Origin of the sequence: Acinetobacter lwoffii (assembly GCF_024129435.1) — a bacterium.
GTDB classification, from domain to species: domain Bacteria; phylum Pseudomonadota; class Gammaproteobacteria; order Pseudomonadales; family Moraxellaceae; genus Acinetobacter; species Acinetobacter lwoffii_F.
In genome coordinates, this window is the sequence record NZ_JAMXXN010000001.1 from 183,490 (window position 1) to 198,289 (window position 14,800).

Below are 14,800 nucleotides of genomic sequence, written 5' to 3' on the forward strand. Positions count from 1 at the left end.
CCCTTGGTAGGAACGCATCGTGTTTGTAGATACTCATTGTCATTTAACCCTGCTTGATTTGACACCATATCATGGTGATCTGGACCAAGCATTGGCTCAGGCTCGTGAAGCCGGTGTTTCCAAATTCATGAGTATCTCGGTCGATCTAGATGATCATATCGAGCTGGCCAAAATTGCCGCGCGTCATGCAGATGTCGGATATACCGTTGGCGTACATCCTTGCGAAGATGCTGCAACCATGGCGCGTGCCACGACTGAATATCTGGTCGAACTGGCGCAACCGGAGAAAGTCTGGGCGCTCGGTGAAACCGGTCTTGATTATTATCACAGTACCGATTTTATTGCAGAGCAAAAGGCCTGTTTCGCCCGGCATATTCATGCGTCACAAATCACCAAAAAACCTGTAGTTGTTCATACCCGTTCCGCCAAGCATGATACCGTTGATATTATCCGCGCGGAAAAATCGACTCACGGGATTTTGCATTGTTTTACCGAAGACTGGGAAACCGCCAAAGCGGTACTGGACTGCGGCTATTATGTGTCATTTTCCGGCATTGTTTCCTTTAAAAATGCGCAGGATCTGCGTGATGTCGCCAAACAGGTTCCGCTGGATCGTGTGCTGATTGAAACCGATAGTCCTTATCTTGCGCCAATGCCGTATCGTGGCAAATCTAATGAGCCTAAATACGTTCCTTATGTAGCCAAAGCGCTTTGCGATGTATATGATAAGTCGCTAGAAGAAATGGCTTTTATCACAAAGCAGAACTTTGAAAATCTTCTGAATTTAAAGTAAATAAAGTTATATAAAGTACAAAGAGAGTTTATAGGGTGAAGATGGATCGTCAGGCTCAGTTTCGAGCAAGAGAAACCTTGATTTTTCAAGTTGCAGAACAGCTCCTGTTGGAAAATGGTGAAGCAGGAATGACGCTAGATGCGCTGGCTGCCGAGCTTGATCTGGCCAAAGGGACACTTTATAAACATTTTCAGAGTAAAGATGAGCTGTACATGCTGCTGATTATCCGTAATGAGCGCATGTTGCTGGAAATGATTCAGGATAGCGATAAAGCCTTTCCTGAACATCTGGCCTTCTTTATGCTGCATCATTTACATCATCCGGAACGAACCGTGCTGTTTCATCAGATTGAAGAACGCCTGTCGACGACTGGGGTTGGAATCCAGCACCTTTTTAGCGAACTTTATCAGGTGCGCAAACAGCGTTTACGCCTGATTATCCGTATGACAGAAACTTATCTGGCTTCTATTAATAGCCGCATGTCAGTACGCGATTATCTGGCTTCGATCTGGTCGTTGACCCATGGTGCAGCTGCAATTCTTAATTCCAGTTTCTATCAGCGTTATTTGGGTTCGCGCGATACCTTGCGTGTAGCCTATATCGATCAGGCACTGGCTTTGCCTAAGCAGGTACATTCAGCCGAGCAGTTTGCCTAAGGTTGTCCTATGATCAGATCACCTCACAGTGCAGTTCGTGGCTTTACCTTAATCGAATTGATGGTGGTGATTGTGATTATGGGAATTATGGCTTCACTAGTGCTGCTGAATACCAGTGGTGTCGATCAGCGCAAAGCGATGCAGGCACGGGAAATTTTATTGGTGGACTTGCAACGGGTGCTACGCGAGGCTAATGACCAATCCAGAATACTCGCGCTTGACGTTCAATCAGCGACAGATGTCACGCCATTTCGCTATGGAATTATAGAATATCGTTCGGCAGCGCAGACTGAACCGAACCTGCAAAATGAGAAATGGCAAAATTATGCAGATTTTAAATTGCGTAGTTTGCCTGATCATATTTCCTTTCAAATTCAGGCACTGGAACAGCAGCGTTATGCCAGGGCACAAAATCGTGACCTGACTCAGGCAAATTCACCTCAATTAATCTGGCTCGGCAATGGTGAAGTCAAGCCGGTGCGGATTCAGTTCTTTTTAGAAGACCGTGAAGTGGGTGCTGCGATTGAGATTGATCATCTGGGTAAAATCAATGAAATCTAGATATTTCAAGCAGAGCGCTGGGTCTGGTGTAATCAAGTTGTTTAAGGCGAGTGTTCATGGATTTGATCATGTGTGCTGCAAGCATAGGACTTCGTCTTGCGCTGCTATCGGACTTTCTTGCGCGACAATGTCGCTCAGGTCGAGTGTTACTCGACTTAATCGTGCCTCAGGTTTTACCTTATTGGAAGTTATGGTCGCCTTGGCAATTTTTGCGACCGCAGCCATAACCCTGACCAAAGTCGCGATGCAATATACCCAATCCACCTCAAATGCCATTCTACGTACCAAAGCACAGTTTGTTGCCTTAAATGAAGTGGCACAAATGGAAATCAATCAGGAATGGATGGAAGGCACGGCTTCCAAACAGCTGACCCAGCAAGGTGAAACCTGGCAGATTGACAAGCGTAGTGAGCCGACGGTCAGTCCGAATGTCCAGCGAATCGAATTACAGATTAGTCTGGTTAATCAGGACAGTGGTCAGGTTGAATCTGGCATCAGCAGTCTGATGTTCTTTAATCATCGCATGAACAATACCCCATGAAGCCTAAAGGATTTACCCTAGTTGAATTAATGGTCGCAATTGCGATCTTTGCGGTGCTGTCTGCTTTGGGCTGGAAAGTTTTTGATTATATTGTCAAAACTAAAGATCAGAATGTGATTCATGAACAGCGTCTAGGTCAGTTACAACAAACCTATCAGCAGATTCTGCGAGATACCGTACAGACAGTTCCCTTAACGGCCAACATCAATGGGGATATTCAACCGGCTCTAGTGCTGCAGAACGGACGCTTTAATTTCAGTAAAACCGGGGTAACTGATCCTTTGGAAGAAGGGATTTCTCCAGATGAGCGCATTGAATATCAGTATCGAGCCGATGAGCAGAAACTTTATCGCTTGAAATACCGGAATCTAAATCAGGCAGGTCAAGATCAGCCCGAATCCAGTGTTTTATTGTCGGAAGTGGAACAATTTCAGATCATCGTACTTAATCCGAATGAACTCACGCAATGGCCGGATGCTTCTGCTGATCTGAATCAGTTAGAGCATAAACAGCGTTTGCCTAAAGGGATTAAAATCAATTTAACCGTGAATGGTGTAAGTTATGAATGGATGTTCAGTTTATTGAATACGGACTTTTTGCTTGATACTCAGAACACCGGTCAACCCAGCTCAGAATAATAAGAAATGAAAATGAATAAAGCGATCATGATCAAGCAGCAGCAGGGCATTGCACTGATTACCATTCTGGTGATGGTAGCGCTAGCGACTATTCTGGCGGCTACGATTGCGCAACGTCAAGCTGCAACTGCTGAAAGCACTGCCTATTTGATGCGACAAAACCAGTCCTTAATGTATGCCAAAAGTGCTGAGGCCTTTTTTTCTGAATTGCTGGTCGATGATGCTGAAAATGCCGCAGAGGTCGACCATCTGCAGGAAACCTGGGCGCAGCCCATGCCAGCTTTTCCGGTAGATGACGGTTATGTCTCCGGAATAATACAGGATGAATCAGGCAAGTTTAATTTAAATAGCCTGATCACTGCCGAAGGTGCTGTCAATGAAAATGCCAAAGCATGGTTCGAGCTGATTTTAAAACGTGCCGGTTTGCCGGTACAGCTCAGTGAAGCAGTCATTGATTGGCAGGATGCAGACGAGCTGGTTAGTGGAGGCATGGGTGCTGAATCTAATTATTATCAAGGTTTGCCGAATGCCGCTTTGCCACCAAATGCAAAATTTCATAGCGTGGAAGAATTAAAGCTGGTACGCGGTTTTGAAGAGAATAAATATAAGTTGATAGCACCTTATCTGAGTACTTCACCGGTGCAGGAGAGTCCGGTCAATATTAATACGGCTTCAGCTTTTCTTTTGGCGAGTATAGATGAAAAGCTGGATGTGAATGCGGTGCAGCAATTGCTGGATCAGCGTCAGGCCAATTTGGAGTATTTTTCCAATGTATCTGATTTGTGGTCACTCGAGCCTTTCGCTCAGGTTGATGCGGATAAGCGTAATCTATTTAACAGTCTGCTTGGGGTTCAATCCAATTATTTTAAAGCCCGAATCGAAGTGGTTTTAAGTGAGCGTAAGCGCCAATTCAGCAGTGATCTGGTTCGTCAGGACAAACAGGTTTATGTAGCCTATCGTAGCATGGCGCCATTTTAATTTTAGCTCATGAATTGTACAGGCTGGATAAGCGCAAATGCCGGGCTGATGCCTTTTCCCTATCATGCTAAACAGCAAAATTAATCCTCAAAGCTTTACTTTTGCTTTATAATCAAAATTAATTCACCTATTTTTTGACGACATTACGGCATATGTTAATTCGTAAGTTATTTAAGTTTGAGAATGCTCATATTGTGCGTAACTGCACGTCAGATCGCTGTAAGCGTTCGATCCATGGCCATAGTTATAAAGTCGAGTTATTGCTAAAAGCCTCGAAGCTAGATCATGGTCAAATGGTCTATGACTTTGGTCTGCTTAAAGGTGTGATTAAGGATTTCTTTGATTCTTTCGATCATGCCATCTGCTTCTGGCAAAATGACGACCCGGAATATATTCAGGCCTGCAAGAATTTCAGCGCGCGCTGGGTATCTTTGCCGGTATCGCCATCAGCAGAGCAGTTTTCACGTATTTTCTTCTTTCTGGCACAGCAAGTGCTGGCATCGACCGTGACTCAAAATGGCGAAGGTGATGTCGAAGTCTATTCTGTGATTGTGCATGAAACTGACACCGGCTATGCACAAAGCTTTTTAGAAGATATTCAAAATGAACAGATGGGAATTTTGAGTCTAGAGCAACTTGAGTTCTCTGAACAGGTGCAAGCCGAATGGACAGATCCGGACATGTTCGCCAAGCTCAAACAGGGCACACCATTTCATAACCCTACAGTAGATTTACAGGTACAGATTTAAAGTCTGCGTGACTTTAAATCCATTGACATAGATTTAGGATTGAAGAATGTCTTTAAATGAACAGCAACTGGCCAAGCTGAATAAAGTTCAGTTGGATGAAAGCTGGAAATATGGATTGAGTGAATTTTTGCTCAGTCCAAAAATGGATGAATTAAAAGCATTTCTCGTTGAAGAAAAAAAAGCAGATAAAATCATTTATCCTCCCAATCATCTGATTTTTAATGCGTTAAATACCACGCCGCTAGATCGGGTAAAAGTGGTAATTTTGGGGCAAGATCCTTATCATGGCCCAAATCAGGCGCATGGATTAAGCTTTTCCGTGCAAAAGGGGGTTGCATTACCACCATCTTTGCGTAATATTTTTCATGAGTTACATGCTGATGTTGGGGTTGAAAGACCGAAGCATGGTGACTTGACGCATTGGGCAGAGCAGGGTGTGCTTCTGTTAAATGCAGTACTGACCGTAGAAGCAGGTCAGCCGACTTCGCATCAAAAGCGCGGTTGGGAAGAATTTACCGATCACGTCATTGATGTATTAAATGAGCAGCGTGAACATATTGTCTTTATTCTTTGGGGCGCATACGCACAGCGTAAAGGACAGCGCATTAATCAAGACAAGCATCTCGTGTTAAAGGCAGCACATCCATCGCCTTTGGCCGCAAACCGTGGTGGTTTTTTTGGTTGCAAAGTATTTTCGAAATCGAATAATTACCTCAAACAACATGGCATTGAGCCTATAGATTGGCAGCTGGACGCATGAAATATTCTCCCCTTACTAAACATTATCATCCAGATCTGATTGTTGAAGAAGCGCACAATGGTTGGCGTATCGTTCGTTTAAATCGCCCGAAATCTTTGCATGCGCTGGATGAATCGATCGCTTCCGCACTTCTGGAAGTATTTCAGGATTTCCATCATGATGACAGTGTAAAAGCCATCTGGCTGGATTCAACCACACCGAAAGCGTTCTGTGCGGGTGGGGATGTACGTAAACTGCGTCAGTTAGTGATTAATGATGAAGTCGCGACTGCCAATAAATTCTTTGAGCAAGAATATGCACTTGATCTGTTATTGCATAATTATGCCAAACCCGTTTTAGTCTGGGGTGAAGGTTATGTGATGGGCGGCGGCTTGGGGCTGTTTATGGCGGCGCCTTTCCGTTTAGTGACGCCCTATTCACGTTTGGCAATGCCTGAAATCAATATCGGTTTGTATCCAGACGTGGGTGCAACCCGCTTCTTGGCAGATCGTGGTGCGATTGGTCTATTTACCGGCTTGACCGGTTCAATCATGACTGCTGCGGGCGCTTACGGGATTGGCTGGGCAACGCATATTTGTGATGCACAGCGTGATTCAGTTTTGGATAAAGTCATTAATATTGACTGGGAGCATTATCCTGCAGGTGACTTCCGTGCCATTGATGACACCCTGAATAGTATGCACCGTCCGGTCGGCCCGGGACCGTTGCAAAACTCTCTGGATGTGATTCATAGTGTTTGCCGTGGTGTCAACTTTGAGCATGATTATGAGTCGATTATTGGCCTGAGTGACGCACGCAGTGACTGGTTGCGTCAGGCCAGTGAAAACCTGAAAAAAGGTTCGCCAACTACTGCAGCCTTGACCTGGCTATTGTGGCAATGGGGTAAGCAGATACATTCCTGGAATGAAGTTTTCGAACTGGAAGTTCAGATCTCAGACTGGAAAATCCGTCATCATGATTTTGTCGAAGGTGTGCGAGCGCGTCTGGTCGATAAAGACCTTAGTCCTGAGTGGAAAAAAGGTGCAGATATGAGCTTGAAAGGGATCCTGTCTGGGAATCCTCCAGTTACGACTATTGAAAGCTGGAATGAGCTGCTCAAGCATTATGGTGTGATTTAAGCTTCAATGTCCGAAACACAATTTACAGATGAATACTGGATGCAGCGTGCTTACGAGCAGGCTGCACTTGCTGCTGCACAGGGAGAAATCCCCGTCGGGGCAATTATCGTCAGTCAGAATCAGATCATTGGTCAGGGATTTAATGCGCCCATCTCGTTGAATGATCCGACTGCGCATGCTGAAATTGTTGCACTACGTGATGCCTGTCAAAACATCCAGAATTATCGTTTACCTGATGATGCAGTGCTTTATGTGACTTTAGAGCCGTGCACCATGTGTGTTGGTGCGCTGGTGCATTCACGGGTTTCACGGGTAGTATTTGGCGCATTTGAAGCGAAAGCAGGTTCACTGGTGAGTGCGCGTCAACTGTTTGAAACCGGTTATTATAATCACGTATTTTCTTTCCAGGCAGGCTGCATGCAGCAGCAATGCTCTGAACAGCTCAGTGCATTTTTTAAGTTGCGTCGCGAGCAGAAACGACAATTCAAGTTACAAGAAAAGTTATTAAATACGCAGAAGTAAATTTACTTTATCCGCTAAAATTTTCCCACTTTCAAATATCTGCAATCTTCAGGAACAATAATGAACAGCATCCAAGTAAAAAAAGAATTCCCAGCAGCCCTTGATGATGTCTTCAATTTGATGTCCAAGCATGCCACCTATAATATTGCCTTCGCACCGATGCAGGTCGAACGAATCAAGGATTCTGCGGATGCTGAATATCCTGATGGACTCGGTTCAGTACGTGCAATGGGTATGGGGCCAGTGAAGCCGCTGAAAGAACAAATTACCTTGTTCGAGCCAAATAATCGCATCGAATATCAGATTATTAAAAATCCATTGATCAAGCATCATTTAGGCATTATTGAATTTGAAGCACTGGCTGATGACAAAACGTTAGTAACTTATACGATTGAATTGCAGGCACGTGCGCCTTTTGTGAGTAAATTAATCCTTGCACAGTTACAGGCAGCGATTAAACTAGGCCTGACAAAACTCGCAAAATCTGTTTAAACAACAACGGGAAAGCAATGACAGTTCAAATTATTACCATTGATGGTCCAAGTGGGTCTGGCAAGGGCACGTTAGCAGCGAAACTGGCTGCACATTATCAGTTTCACTTATTGGATTCTGGTGCTTTATACCGCCTTTTGGGTTTGTCATTGCATCACCATGATTTGCTGGATTCGCTAGACACGAAATTGCCAGAATGCGTACAAATCGCAACAAATTTAGATATCCAGTTTGTCAGTACCGACACCGGGGTGCAGGTGTGGCTGGATGGTGAAGATGTGTCCCAAACTATTCGAACTGAACGGGTAGGAGAGTTTGCTTCAAAAGTTGCAGCAATTCCTGAGCTTAGAACAGCGATGGTTTCACGTCAGCATGCCTTTGCACAGGCGCCTGGTCTGGTAGCAGACGGACGTGATATGGCGACAAGTATCTTCCCGAATGCTCAGGCAAAAATATATTTGACGGCCTCGGCTGAATCACGCGCGCAAAGACGTGTAAAGCAGTTGCAGGGCATGGGACTGGATGTTAAAATAAGCGACATTTTAGCTAATATCATCGCTCGCGATAAACGAGATACGGAACGCGCTGTCGCTCCACTCAAGCCTGCGGATGATGCTTACATTATTGATAGTTCAGATTTGAATATCGATGAAGTATTCCAGCTGATGACCACTTATGTGGATCAGCAGTTAGCAAATTAACCCAATTTTATCAGCAAACGCATAGCTTGATCAGTTTTATATGGACTATGTAGATGCTTAATTAAACCGGCCTTGTCTGATCCAAGACCGCTGACTTTATCGGAAATATCATGACCGAATCTTTTGCAGCCCTCTTTGAAGCAAGCGAATTAAACCTCAACGTTGAAAAGGGTGCAGTTATCCAGGGCGTTGTAGTAAGCATTGACTCTGATTGGGTAACTGTTGACACTGGCCTTAAATCTGAAGGCGTTGTTGACCGTGCTGAGTTCTTAAATGAACAGCGCGAACTTGAAGTTCAAGTTGGCGACACTGTAGACGTAGTTGTTGAAGCACTTGACAACGGTATGGGTCAAACAGTTCTTTCTCGCGAAAAAGCTAAACGCGCAGAAACTTGGACTAAACTTGAAAAAATCTTTGAAGACGGCGAAATCGTTACTGGTGTTATCTCTGGTAAAGTTAAAGGTGGTTTCACTGTTGACATCGGTCCAGTACGTGCGTTCCTTCCAGGTTCTTTAGTTGATACTCGTCCTATTCGTGATACTACTCACCTAGAAGGCAAAGAGTTAGAATTCAAAGTAATCAAACTTGACGCTAAACGTAACAACGTTGTTGTTTCACGTCGTGCTGTTATGGAAGCTGAATCTTCAGCTGACCGTGAAGCTCTTCTTGCTCAGCTTGAAGAAGGTCAAACAGTTACTGGTACGATCAAAAATCTTACTGACTACGGCGCATTCGTTGACCTTGGCGGTATTGATGGTCTTCTTCATATCACTGACATGGCTTGGAAACGCATCAAGCACCCTTCAGAAGTTGTTGAAGTGGGTCAAGAAGTTACTGTTAAAGTACTTAAATTCGACCGCGAACGTAACCGTGTTTCTCTAGGTCTTAAACAACTTGGCGAAGATCCATGGTTAGCGATCATGAACCGTTACCCTAAAGGTTCAATCGTTAAAGCGCGCGTAACTAACCTGACTGATTACGGTTGTTTCGCTGAAATCGCTGAAGGCGTTGAAGGTTTAGTACACGTTTCAGAAATGGATCACACGAACAAAAACATCCACCCATCTAAAGTTGTTCAGATTGGTGACGAAGTTGATGTTATGGTTCTTGAAGTTGATGAAGAACGTCGTCGTATTTCTCTTGGTATCAAACAAACTCGTGCTAACCCGTGGGAAGAGTTTGCTAAAGACCACGACAAAGGCGAAAAAGTTTCTGGTACGATCAAATCTATCACTGACTTCGGTATCTTCATCGGTTTACCAGGCGGTATCGACGGTCTAGTTCACTTGTCTGATATTTCTTGGAACGAACAAGGCGAAGAAGCGATTCGTCGTTATAAAAAAGGCGACACTGTTGAAGCGGTTATCCTTTCTGTAGACGCTGAAGGCAACCGTATCAGCCTTGGCATCAAGCAAATGAACAACGATCCGTTCAATGACTTCCTTGCTGCTAACGAACGCGGTGCGTTGGTTAAAGGTACTGTAACTGCAGTTGATGCTAAAGGCGCGACTGTTAAGTTAGCTGACGAAGTTGAAGCGACTCTGAAAGCATCTGAAATCAACCGCGACCGCGTTGAAGATGCAACTAAGTTCCTTGAAGTTGGTCAAGAAGTTGAAGCGAAGATCATCAACGTAGATCGTAAATCTCGCGCAATCAACTTGTCTATCAAAGCGAAAGACGAAGCTGAAGAGAAAGAAGCAGTTGCTAACTTGAAAACAGCTCCTGCTGGTCAAGACAATGGTCCTAAGACGATTGGTGACCTGATCAAAGCTCAAATGGGCAACTAAGTAAGCGTTTGAATTGTATTGTTAATGTAAGTTAACTAATACTTTTTATACAAATACTGTAAACGGTAGCGTAGTATTTAATTATTGCGCTACCGTTTTGTATTTAAACAGGTTATTATCGGGAAATAGATCCCAAGTAGCTTGATAATTAAAGAGGTCGCAGATGACTACTGAAGCACTTAATAAGTCTGACTTAATAGAGCGTATTGCGTTAAAAAATCCGCATTTGGCTGAGCCTTTAGTGGAAGAAGCAGTTAAAATTATGATTGATCAAATGATAGAAGCATTATCAACTGACAATCGTATCGAGATTCGTGGATTTGGTAGTTTTGCATTGCATCACCGTGAACCGCGCGTAGGTCGTAACCCTAAAACTGGTAAATCAGTAGAAGTGGCTGCAAAAGCAGTTCCGCACTTTAAACCAGGCAAGGCACTTCGTGACGCTGTGAACGAGTCTGCACAAAAATAATTGTAAATATTTTGCGGGGTGTTCATGCGTTACGTTCTGGTCATTCTTTTATTGGTACTGTTTGGTTATTCATTAGCTTTAGTTTTGCAAAACGGTACTGAATTGTCAGTGGACTTGTTATTTACTCAAGTTCCCGCAATGCGCCTGGGATTATTACTTCTCCTCACGTTATCTTTAGGTGTCGTTTTGGGCCTGTTATTGGGCGTTCAGATCTTCCGGGTTTTTCAGACGAATTGGGAAATTAAACGACTGCGTAAAGACATTGAACATCTACGTAAGGAACAGTTGAATACAGCCAAGTTAATGGCCGCTGAAGCAGCAGCCCATACCCGGCATGAAAAAACTGTATTAGATATTACCAATGAAAATCAAAGCCCATTATAATGGGCTTATTTTTTGCCTATATGAAGGGGTAATCTCTTGAGTATCATCGTCGCACTAGATGCCAAAAGCCAATTTGATGCCTTAGCCATTGCAGAACAGTTAGATCCTGCCTTGTGTCGACTTAAAGTTGGTAAAGAGTTATTTACCCATGAAGGTCCAATTATTGTCAAAGCACTTCAAGATAAAGGCTTTGATGTATTTCTGGATCTGAAATTTCATGATATTCCAAATACAACAGCACAGGCAGTATGCGCGGCAGCAGATTTGGGTGTGTGGATGGTCAATGTGCATGCCTCAGGTGGCCGCAAGATGATGGAAACCTGTGTAGAGCGTTTGCAAGCGGGTAATTATAAAACTCAGTTGATTGCAGTGACTGTATTGACGTCAATGGGCCGTGAAGACTTGAAAGATATTGGTCTGGATATTGAGCCAAATGAGCATGTAAAACGTCTGGCACAACTGACAAAAGACAGTGGTCTAGATGGGGTGGTTTGCTCAGCTCAAGAAGCGAAAATGTTACGTGAAACGATTGGAAAAGACTTTGCATTAGTGACACCCGGCATTCGTCCAGAAGGGTCGAATGCAGATGACCAGAAACGTATTGTGACACCGAAACAGGCAATGCTAGATGGCTCAACACATCTGGTAATTGGTCGCCCGATTACCCAGTCTAAAAATATGCGTCAGACTTTGAAAGATATTTTGGCAACGCTTTAATACGGTTTGAATGACAAAAAGCCTTTCAGTCGAAAGGCTTTTTTTATATATTGAAAAAATGGTTATAAAATAAAAAGGAAAAATGATGACTTCATCTGAACCACAATTAGAAAAAGTACAGAATGACGTGATTCAAAATATTCAACAGGCAGAACAGCTTAGCAACAAGAATAGCAACAACAGCAGGCAAGCTCAGCAGATCGGACAGCGGGGATCGATGTGGTCAGTTTGGCATCTGATGCCATCAGTCTTGCTTCGGATGTTATTGAAACAGTAGGCGATGCCTTAAGTGATATTGATTTAAGTTTTTAGTCAGCCCTCTCGGCCTACTTGCTTGTGCTTCGTTTTAAAATTCTGCTTTTAAACTGAATCAGGGAGGAGAGTTCCTTTTTATAAAAGAGGAATTTAGTGAGATTGAGAAAGTGATAAAGTAATTAAATCGCTGCCAATACACTCACCATGACTGGTGCTAACAGTGACAAAATAAAACCACTGACCATGGCATGTGGAATAAAATCATGCCCACAGGCCTGTTTAACCATCGGTAGAGTCACATCCATCGCAGTTGCACCCGCTGCGGAAATGGCGGATCTTGGGTATCTCCAGCCCATACAATACATGAGTAAGATGGCAAAAATTTCTCTAAACAGGTCATTCATTAGCGCGATACTGCCGAGTTCTGCATTTCTGAGTTCTGTTACGACAACACCTGACATTGAGTAAAATCCATAGCCTTGTGACAGCATGATCAAATCTTTTAGACTGATGTCTGTATTCCAGAATGAATAAAGCATGACTGCAAATAATGAACCAAAAATACAACCAATCGGAACTAAGAGAATTTTAAAATTTAACCAGGAACGATCTAAAGGTGAATAAGCCAGATCCAGGCCAATCATGAACATAAATACCAGCAACAAATGCCAGGTGCTGATTTGCACGGATAGATCAAATAGATTCAAGCCCGTATGTAAACAATATCCGCCTGCGAGAGCCAAAAAGGCATAGCTCATGTTCAGTAGGGATTTAAGCACCAGGTCGACGGATACCCGACCGGAACTAGGAGGATAACCTGCCCATTTAAATAGTAGATAGCAAAATGCAAAAGCACCGAGCGAGGTCAGAAAGGCAATGCTGATCGACGTACTCAAAATCTGGAGAGGATGCTGCAATTTATCTACCAATTGTGAAAATTCAAAGGCAATTGCAATCAATAAAACATAGCTAAAATAGGGCAATAGCTTGAAACAGATTTTAATAATCGAAAGCGGAATTTGTTTTGCCATGGCAAAACCGAGTGCTAGACAGAATAGAAGCTGAAAGATAAGCCAAAGCGATTGCATAAATTTAATGGATTGAAAAAATTACCTATAAATTATGCCACCGCTTGATGTCAGATGGTAAAAGCTTTTAGGCGACTTTATTCAATAATCGATAATCTGTGGCATTTGGCTTTTTGGTTTTGAGCCAGTATTTCCAGGTATAAGTTGGCCATAAGGCAAAGTTCTTGCCACCTTCCTGCTGATACCAGTTGACACAGCCAGATTGCCACACGGTCTTTTCAAACATATGTTGCACCTGCTGATTAAATGTATCTTGTGCCTGGTCTTTAACCATAATGGCATCGCTTTGGGATTGATCGACCAGTTGCATCAATTGCAAAATATATTCAACTTGTGCCTCAATCATAAAAATGACAGAATTGTGTGCCAATAGGGTATTTGGCCCCAGTAACTGAAACAGGTTTGGAAAGTCTTTCACGCAAATTCCATAATAGCTTTCAGCACCTTGTTTCCACATTTCATTCAGTTCTACGCCATCAAGCCCGGTACATTGAAAATTCTTCATATAGATACGTGGATCGGTAATGAATCCGGTGCCATAAATCAGACAGTCAATCGGCCGCTCTTTTCCATCTTGTGTAATGATACTGTGTTCAGTCAGTTCCTGAATCTTCTCGGTCACCAGTTCCACATTATGGCGGTTAAACGTCGGGAAGTATTTATTTGAAACCAGAATACGTTTGCAGCCCATGATGTAATCGGGAGTTAGTTTCTTGGCCAATTCAGGGTTTTTAACCTCATATTTAATGAATAGTTCTGCCAGTTTTTGGGTGAATTTCATAATGCCCGGTTTGACAATCGGTACCACACGCGATTCATTTGACCAATACAGGCGGGCACGGTGTAGCTTTCTAAACCAGTCATATTTTTTAAAGAGTTTCTTTTCAAGATTCGGGTAGGCACGTTCATCCCGAGGAATGACCCAAGCCGCAGTACGTTGCATGACATACAGTTGTTTGCATTTCGGGGCAATTTCCGGAATATATTGAATGGCGCTGCCACCTGTTCCAATCGATGCGACATTTTTGCCAGTCGGGTCATAAGTGTGATCCAATTGCGCAGAATGAAAGACTTTGCCTTGGAATTTCTCAATACCGAGAATATCTGGGATTTGCGGAATATGTAAAGGTCCGGAAGCGAATATAACAAACTGGGCTTCAAGGATACTTTGATCCTGTAGCTGTAATTGCCATAGACAGCGTTCTGCCTGGTAATGTGCTGCCAGTACTTCGGTATTTAAACGGCAAAAAGCACGCAGGTTATAATCGGTCACCAGATCCTGAATATAAGAAAATATCTCGGGTGCTTCTGCATAACGCTTGGACCAATTGCTTTTCGGTGCAAATGACAAAGAATATAAATGTGATTGCACATCACAGGCTGCTCCAGGGTACTGATTGTCCCGCCAGGTTCCGCCAAAATCGCTCCCTTTTTCCAGAATAATAAAATCATCAATACCCTGTTGCTGTAAACGTATTGCCATGGCAATACCGCCGAAACCGGCTCCAATAATGGCAACTTTGGTATGAGAGGGGGAGCGTGTGGCAGTGGCATGATCTAGCATTCATACATTCCTTGTTTATTTTAATGT

At 43.4% G+C, this 14,800-nt stretch carries 19 protein-coding genes; 17 read left to right on the forward strand and 2 right to left on the reverse strand.

Going from position 1 to position 14,800, the window contains the following annotated elements; all coding sequences use genetic code 11:
• Positions 1-19 precede the first annotated feature (19 nt).
• The 17 genes from NI455_RS00950 to NI455_RS01030 all read left to right on the forward strand — a co-directional run bounded on the left by NI455_RS00950 (position 20) and on the right by NI455_RS01030 (position 12,143).
• The gene (locus NI455_RS00950; protein WP_005106566.1) at positions 20-793 is read left to right on the forward strand and encodes a TatD family hydrolase; all 774 of its coding nucleotides are present in this window, start codon (positions 20-22) and stop codon (positions 791-793) included.
• Positions 794-834: 41 nt separating this feature from the next.
• Entirely contained in the window at positions 835-1,449 is a 615-nt protein-coding gene (locus NI455_RS00955) for a TetR/AcrR family transcriptional regulator (RefSeq protein WP_005252237.1), read from the forward strand.
• A gap of 9 nt (positions 1,450-1,458) precedes the next feature.
• Positions 1,459-2,010: a type II secretion system protein gene (locus tag NI455_RS00960; protein ID WP_005106567.1), complete on the forward strand. Its 552-nt coding sequence runs from the start codon at positions 1,459-1,461 to the stop codon at positions 2,008-2,010.
• Positions 2,000-2,551 (forward strand): type II secretion system minor pseudopilin GspI, encoded by a 552-nt coding sequence (gspI, locus tag NI455_RS00965; RefSeq protein WP_404976566.1) that lies wholly within the window; start codon positions 2,000-2,002, stop codon positions 2,549-2,551. Before NI455_RS00960 ends, gspI begins: the two co-directional genes overlap by 11 nt.
• Positions 2,548-3,189 (forward strand): type II secretion system minor pseudopilin GspJ, encoded by a 642-nt coding sequence (gene gspJ, locus NI455_RS00970; protein ID WP_191112500.1) that lies wholly within the window; start codon positions 2,548-2,550, stop codon positions 3,187-3,189. Before gspI ends, gspJ begins: the two co-directional genes overlap by 4 nt.
• Before the next feature lie 6 nt (positions 3,190-3,195).
• The gene (gene gspK, locus NI455_RS00975; protein WP_253111997.1) at positions 3,196-4,167 is read left to right on the forward strand and encodes a type II secretion system minor pseudopilin GspK; all 972 of its coding nucleotides are present in this window, start codon (positions 3,196-3,198) and stop codon (positions 4,165-4,167) included.
• Between the two features lie 152 nt (positions 4,168-4,319).
• Positions 4,320-4,916, forward strand: coding sequence for a 6-pyruvoyl trahydropterin synthase family protein (locus tag NI455_RS00980; protein WP_004278864.1), 597 nt, complete (start codon positions 4,320-4,322; stop codon positions 4,914-4,916).
• A gap of 46 nt (positions 4,917-4,962) precedes the next feature.
• On the forward strand, positions 4,963-5,676 hold the full coding sequence (ung, locus tag NI455_RS00985; protein ID WP_005247316.1) for a uracil-DNA glycosylase: 714 nt from the start codon (positions 4,963-4,965) through the stop codon (positions 5,674-5,676).
• A complete protein-coding gene (locus NI455_RS00990; RefSeq protein ID WP_253111998.1) occupies positions 5,673-6,794 on the forward strand; it encodes an enoyl-CoA hydratase/isomerase family protein in 1,122 nt (373 codons plus the stop codon). Before ung ends, NI455_RS00990 begins: the two co-directional genes overlap by 4 nt.
• A 6-nt stretch (positions 6,795-6,800) precedes the next feature.
• Positions 6,801-7,316: a tRNA adenosine(34) deaminase TadA gene (gene tadA, locus NI455_RS00995; RefSeq protein ID WP_005106574.1), complete on the forward strand. Its 516-nt coding sequence runs from the start codon at positions 6,801-6,803 to the stop codon at positions 7,314-7,316.
• A gap of 60 nt (positions 7,317-7,376) precedes the next feature.
• Positions 7,377-7,808, forward strand: coding sequence for an SRPBCC family protein (locus NI455_RS01000; protein ID WP_005247314.1), 432 nt, complete (start codon positions 7,377-7,379; stop codon positions 7,806-7,808).
• A 17-nt stretch (positions 7,809-7,825) separates the two neighbouring features.
• Complete coding sequence (gene cmk, locus NI455_RS01005; RefSeq protein WP_004278855.1) at positions 7,826-8,509, forward strand: (d)CMP kinase; 684 nt, start codon at positions 7,826-7,828, stop codon at positions 8,507-8,509.
• Positions 8,510-8,619: 110 nt separating this feature from the next.
• Positions 8,620-10,296: a 30S ribosomal protein S1 gene (rpsA, locus tag NI455_RS01010; protein ID WP_004278854.1), complete on the forward strand. Its 1,677-nt coding sequence runs from the start codon at positions 8,620-8,622 to the stop codon at positions 10,294-10,296.
• A gap of 163 nt (positions 10,297-10,459) precedes the next feature.
• The gene (locus NI455_RS01015; protein WP_004278853.1) at positions 10,460-10,765 is read left to right on the forward strand and encodes an integration host factor subunit beta; all 306 of its coding nucleotides are present in this window, start codon (positions 10,460-10,462) and stop codon (positions 10,763-10,765) included.
• A gap of 24 nt (positions 10,766-10,789) precedes the next feature.
• Entirely contained in the window at positions 10,790-11,149 is a 360-nt protein-coding gene (locus NI455_RS01020; protein WP_004278852.1) for a lipopolysaccharide assembly protein LapA domain-containing protein, read from the forward strand.
• 36 nt (positions 11,150-11,185) lie between these two features.
• Positions 11,186-11,866: an orotidine-5'-phosphate decarboxylase gene (pyrF, locus tag NI455_RS01025; protein WP_004645455.1), complete on the forward strand. Its 681-nt coding sequence runs from the start codon at positions 11,186-11,188 to the stop codon at positions 11,864-11,866.
• An 85-nt stretch (positions 11,867-11,951) separates the two neighbouring features.
• The gene (locus tag NI455_RS01030) at positions 11,952-12,143 is read left to right on the forward strand and encodes a hypothetical protein (RefSeq protein ID WP_253111999.1); all 192 of its coding nucleotides are present in this window, start codon (positions 11,952-11,954) and stop codon (positions 12,141-12,143) included.
• A gap of 157 nt (positions 12,144-12,300) precedes the next feature.
• Here NI455_RS01030 and NI455_RS01035 read toward each other — a convergent pair whose 3' ends face one another.
• Complete coding sequence (locus NI455_RS01035; RefSeq protein WP_253112000.1) at positions 12,301-13,209, reverse strand: LysO family transporter; 909 nt, start codon at positions 13,207-13,209, stop codon at positions 12,301-12,303.
• A 67-nt stretch (positions 13,210-13,276) separates the two neighbouring features.
• On the reverse strand, positions 13,277-14,773 hold the full coding sequence (locus NI455_RS01040) for a flavin-containing monooxygenase (protein WP_253112001.1): 1,497 nt from the start codon (positions 14,771-14,773) through the stop codon (positions 13,277-13,279).
• Positions 14,774-14,800 lie beyond the last annotated feature (27 nt).

Coding starts and splice junctions, on each gene's coding strand:
- NI455_RS00955 (WP_005252237.1), top strand. CDS start 835: ATGGATCGTCAGGCTCAGTTTCGAGCAAGAGAAACCTTGATTTTTCAA.
- NI455_RS00960 (WP_005106567.1), top strand. CDS start 1,459: ATGATCAGATCACCTCACAGTGCAGTTCGTGGCTTTACCTTAATCGAA.
- gspI (WP_404976566.1), top strand. CDS start 2,000: ATGAAATCTAGATATTTCAAGCAGAGCGCTGGGTCTGGTGTAATCAAG.
- gspJ (WP_191112500.1), top strand. CDS start 2,548: ATGAAGCCTAAAGGATTTACCCTAGTTGAATTAATGGTCGCAATTGCG.
- gspK (WP_253111997.1), top strand. CDS start 3,196: ATGAAAATGAATAAAGCGATCATGATCAAGCAGCAGCAGGGCATTGCA.
- NI455_RS00980 (WP_004278864.1), top strand. CDS start 4,320: ATGTTAATTCGTAAGTTATTTAAGTTTGAGAATGCTCATATTGTGCGT.
- ung (WP_005247316.1), top strand. CDS start 4,963: ATGTCTTTAAATGAACAGCAACTGGCCAAGCTGAATAAAGTTCAGTTG.
- NI455_RS00990 (WP_253111998.1), top strand. CDS start 5,673: ATGAAATATTCTCCCCTTACTAAACATTATCATCCAGATCTGATTGTT.
- tadA (WP_005106574.1), top strand. CDS start 6,801: ATGTCCGAAACACAATTTACAGATGAATACTGGATGCAGCGTGCTTAC.
- NI455_RS01000 (WP_005247314.1), top strand. CDS start 7,377: ATGAACAGCATCCAAGTAAAAAAAGAATTCCCAGCAGCCCTTGATGAT.
- cmk (WP_004278855.1), top strand. CDS start 7,826: ATGACAGTTCAAATTATTACCATTGATGGTCCAAGTGGGTCTGGCAAG.
- rpsA (WP_004278854.1), top strand. CDS start 8,620: ATGACCGAATCTTTTGCAGCCCTCTTTGAAGCAAGCGAATTAAACCTC.
- NI455_RS01015 (WP_004278853.1), top strand. CDS start 10,460: ATGACTACTGAAGCACTTAATAAGTCTGACTTAATAGAGCGTATTGCG.
- NI455_RS01020 (WP_004278852.1), top strand. CDS start 10,790: ATGCGTTACGTTCTGGTCATTCTTTTATTGGTACTGTTTGGTTATTCA.
- NI455_RS01030 (WP_253111999.1), top strand. CDS start 11,952: ATGACTTCATCTGAACCACAATTAGAAAAAGTACAGAATGACGTGATT.
- NI455_RS01035 (WP_253112000.1), bottom strand. CDS start 13,209: ATGCAATCGCTTTGGCTTATCTTTCAGCTTCTATTCTGTCTAGCACTC.
- NI455_RS01040 (WP_253112001.1), bottom strand. CDS start 14,773: ATGCTAGATCATGCCACTGCCACACGCTCCCCCTCTCATACCAAAGTT.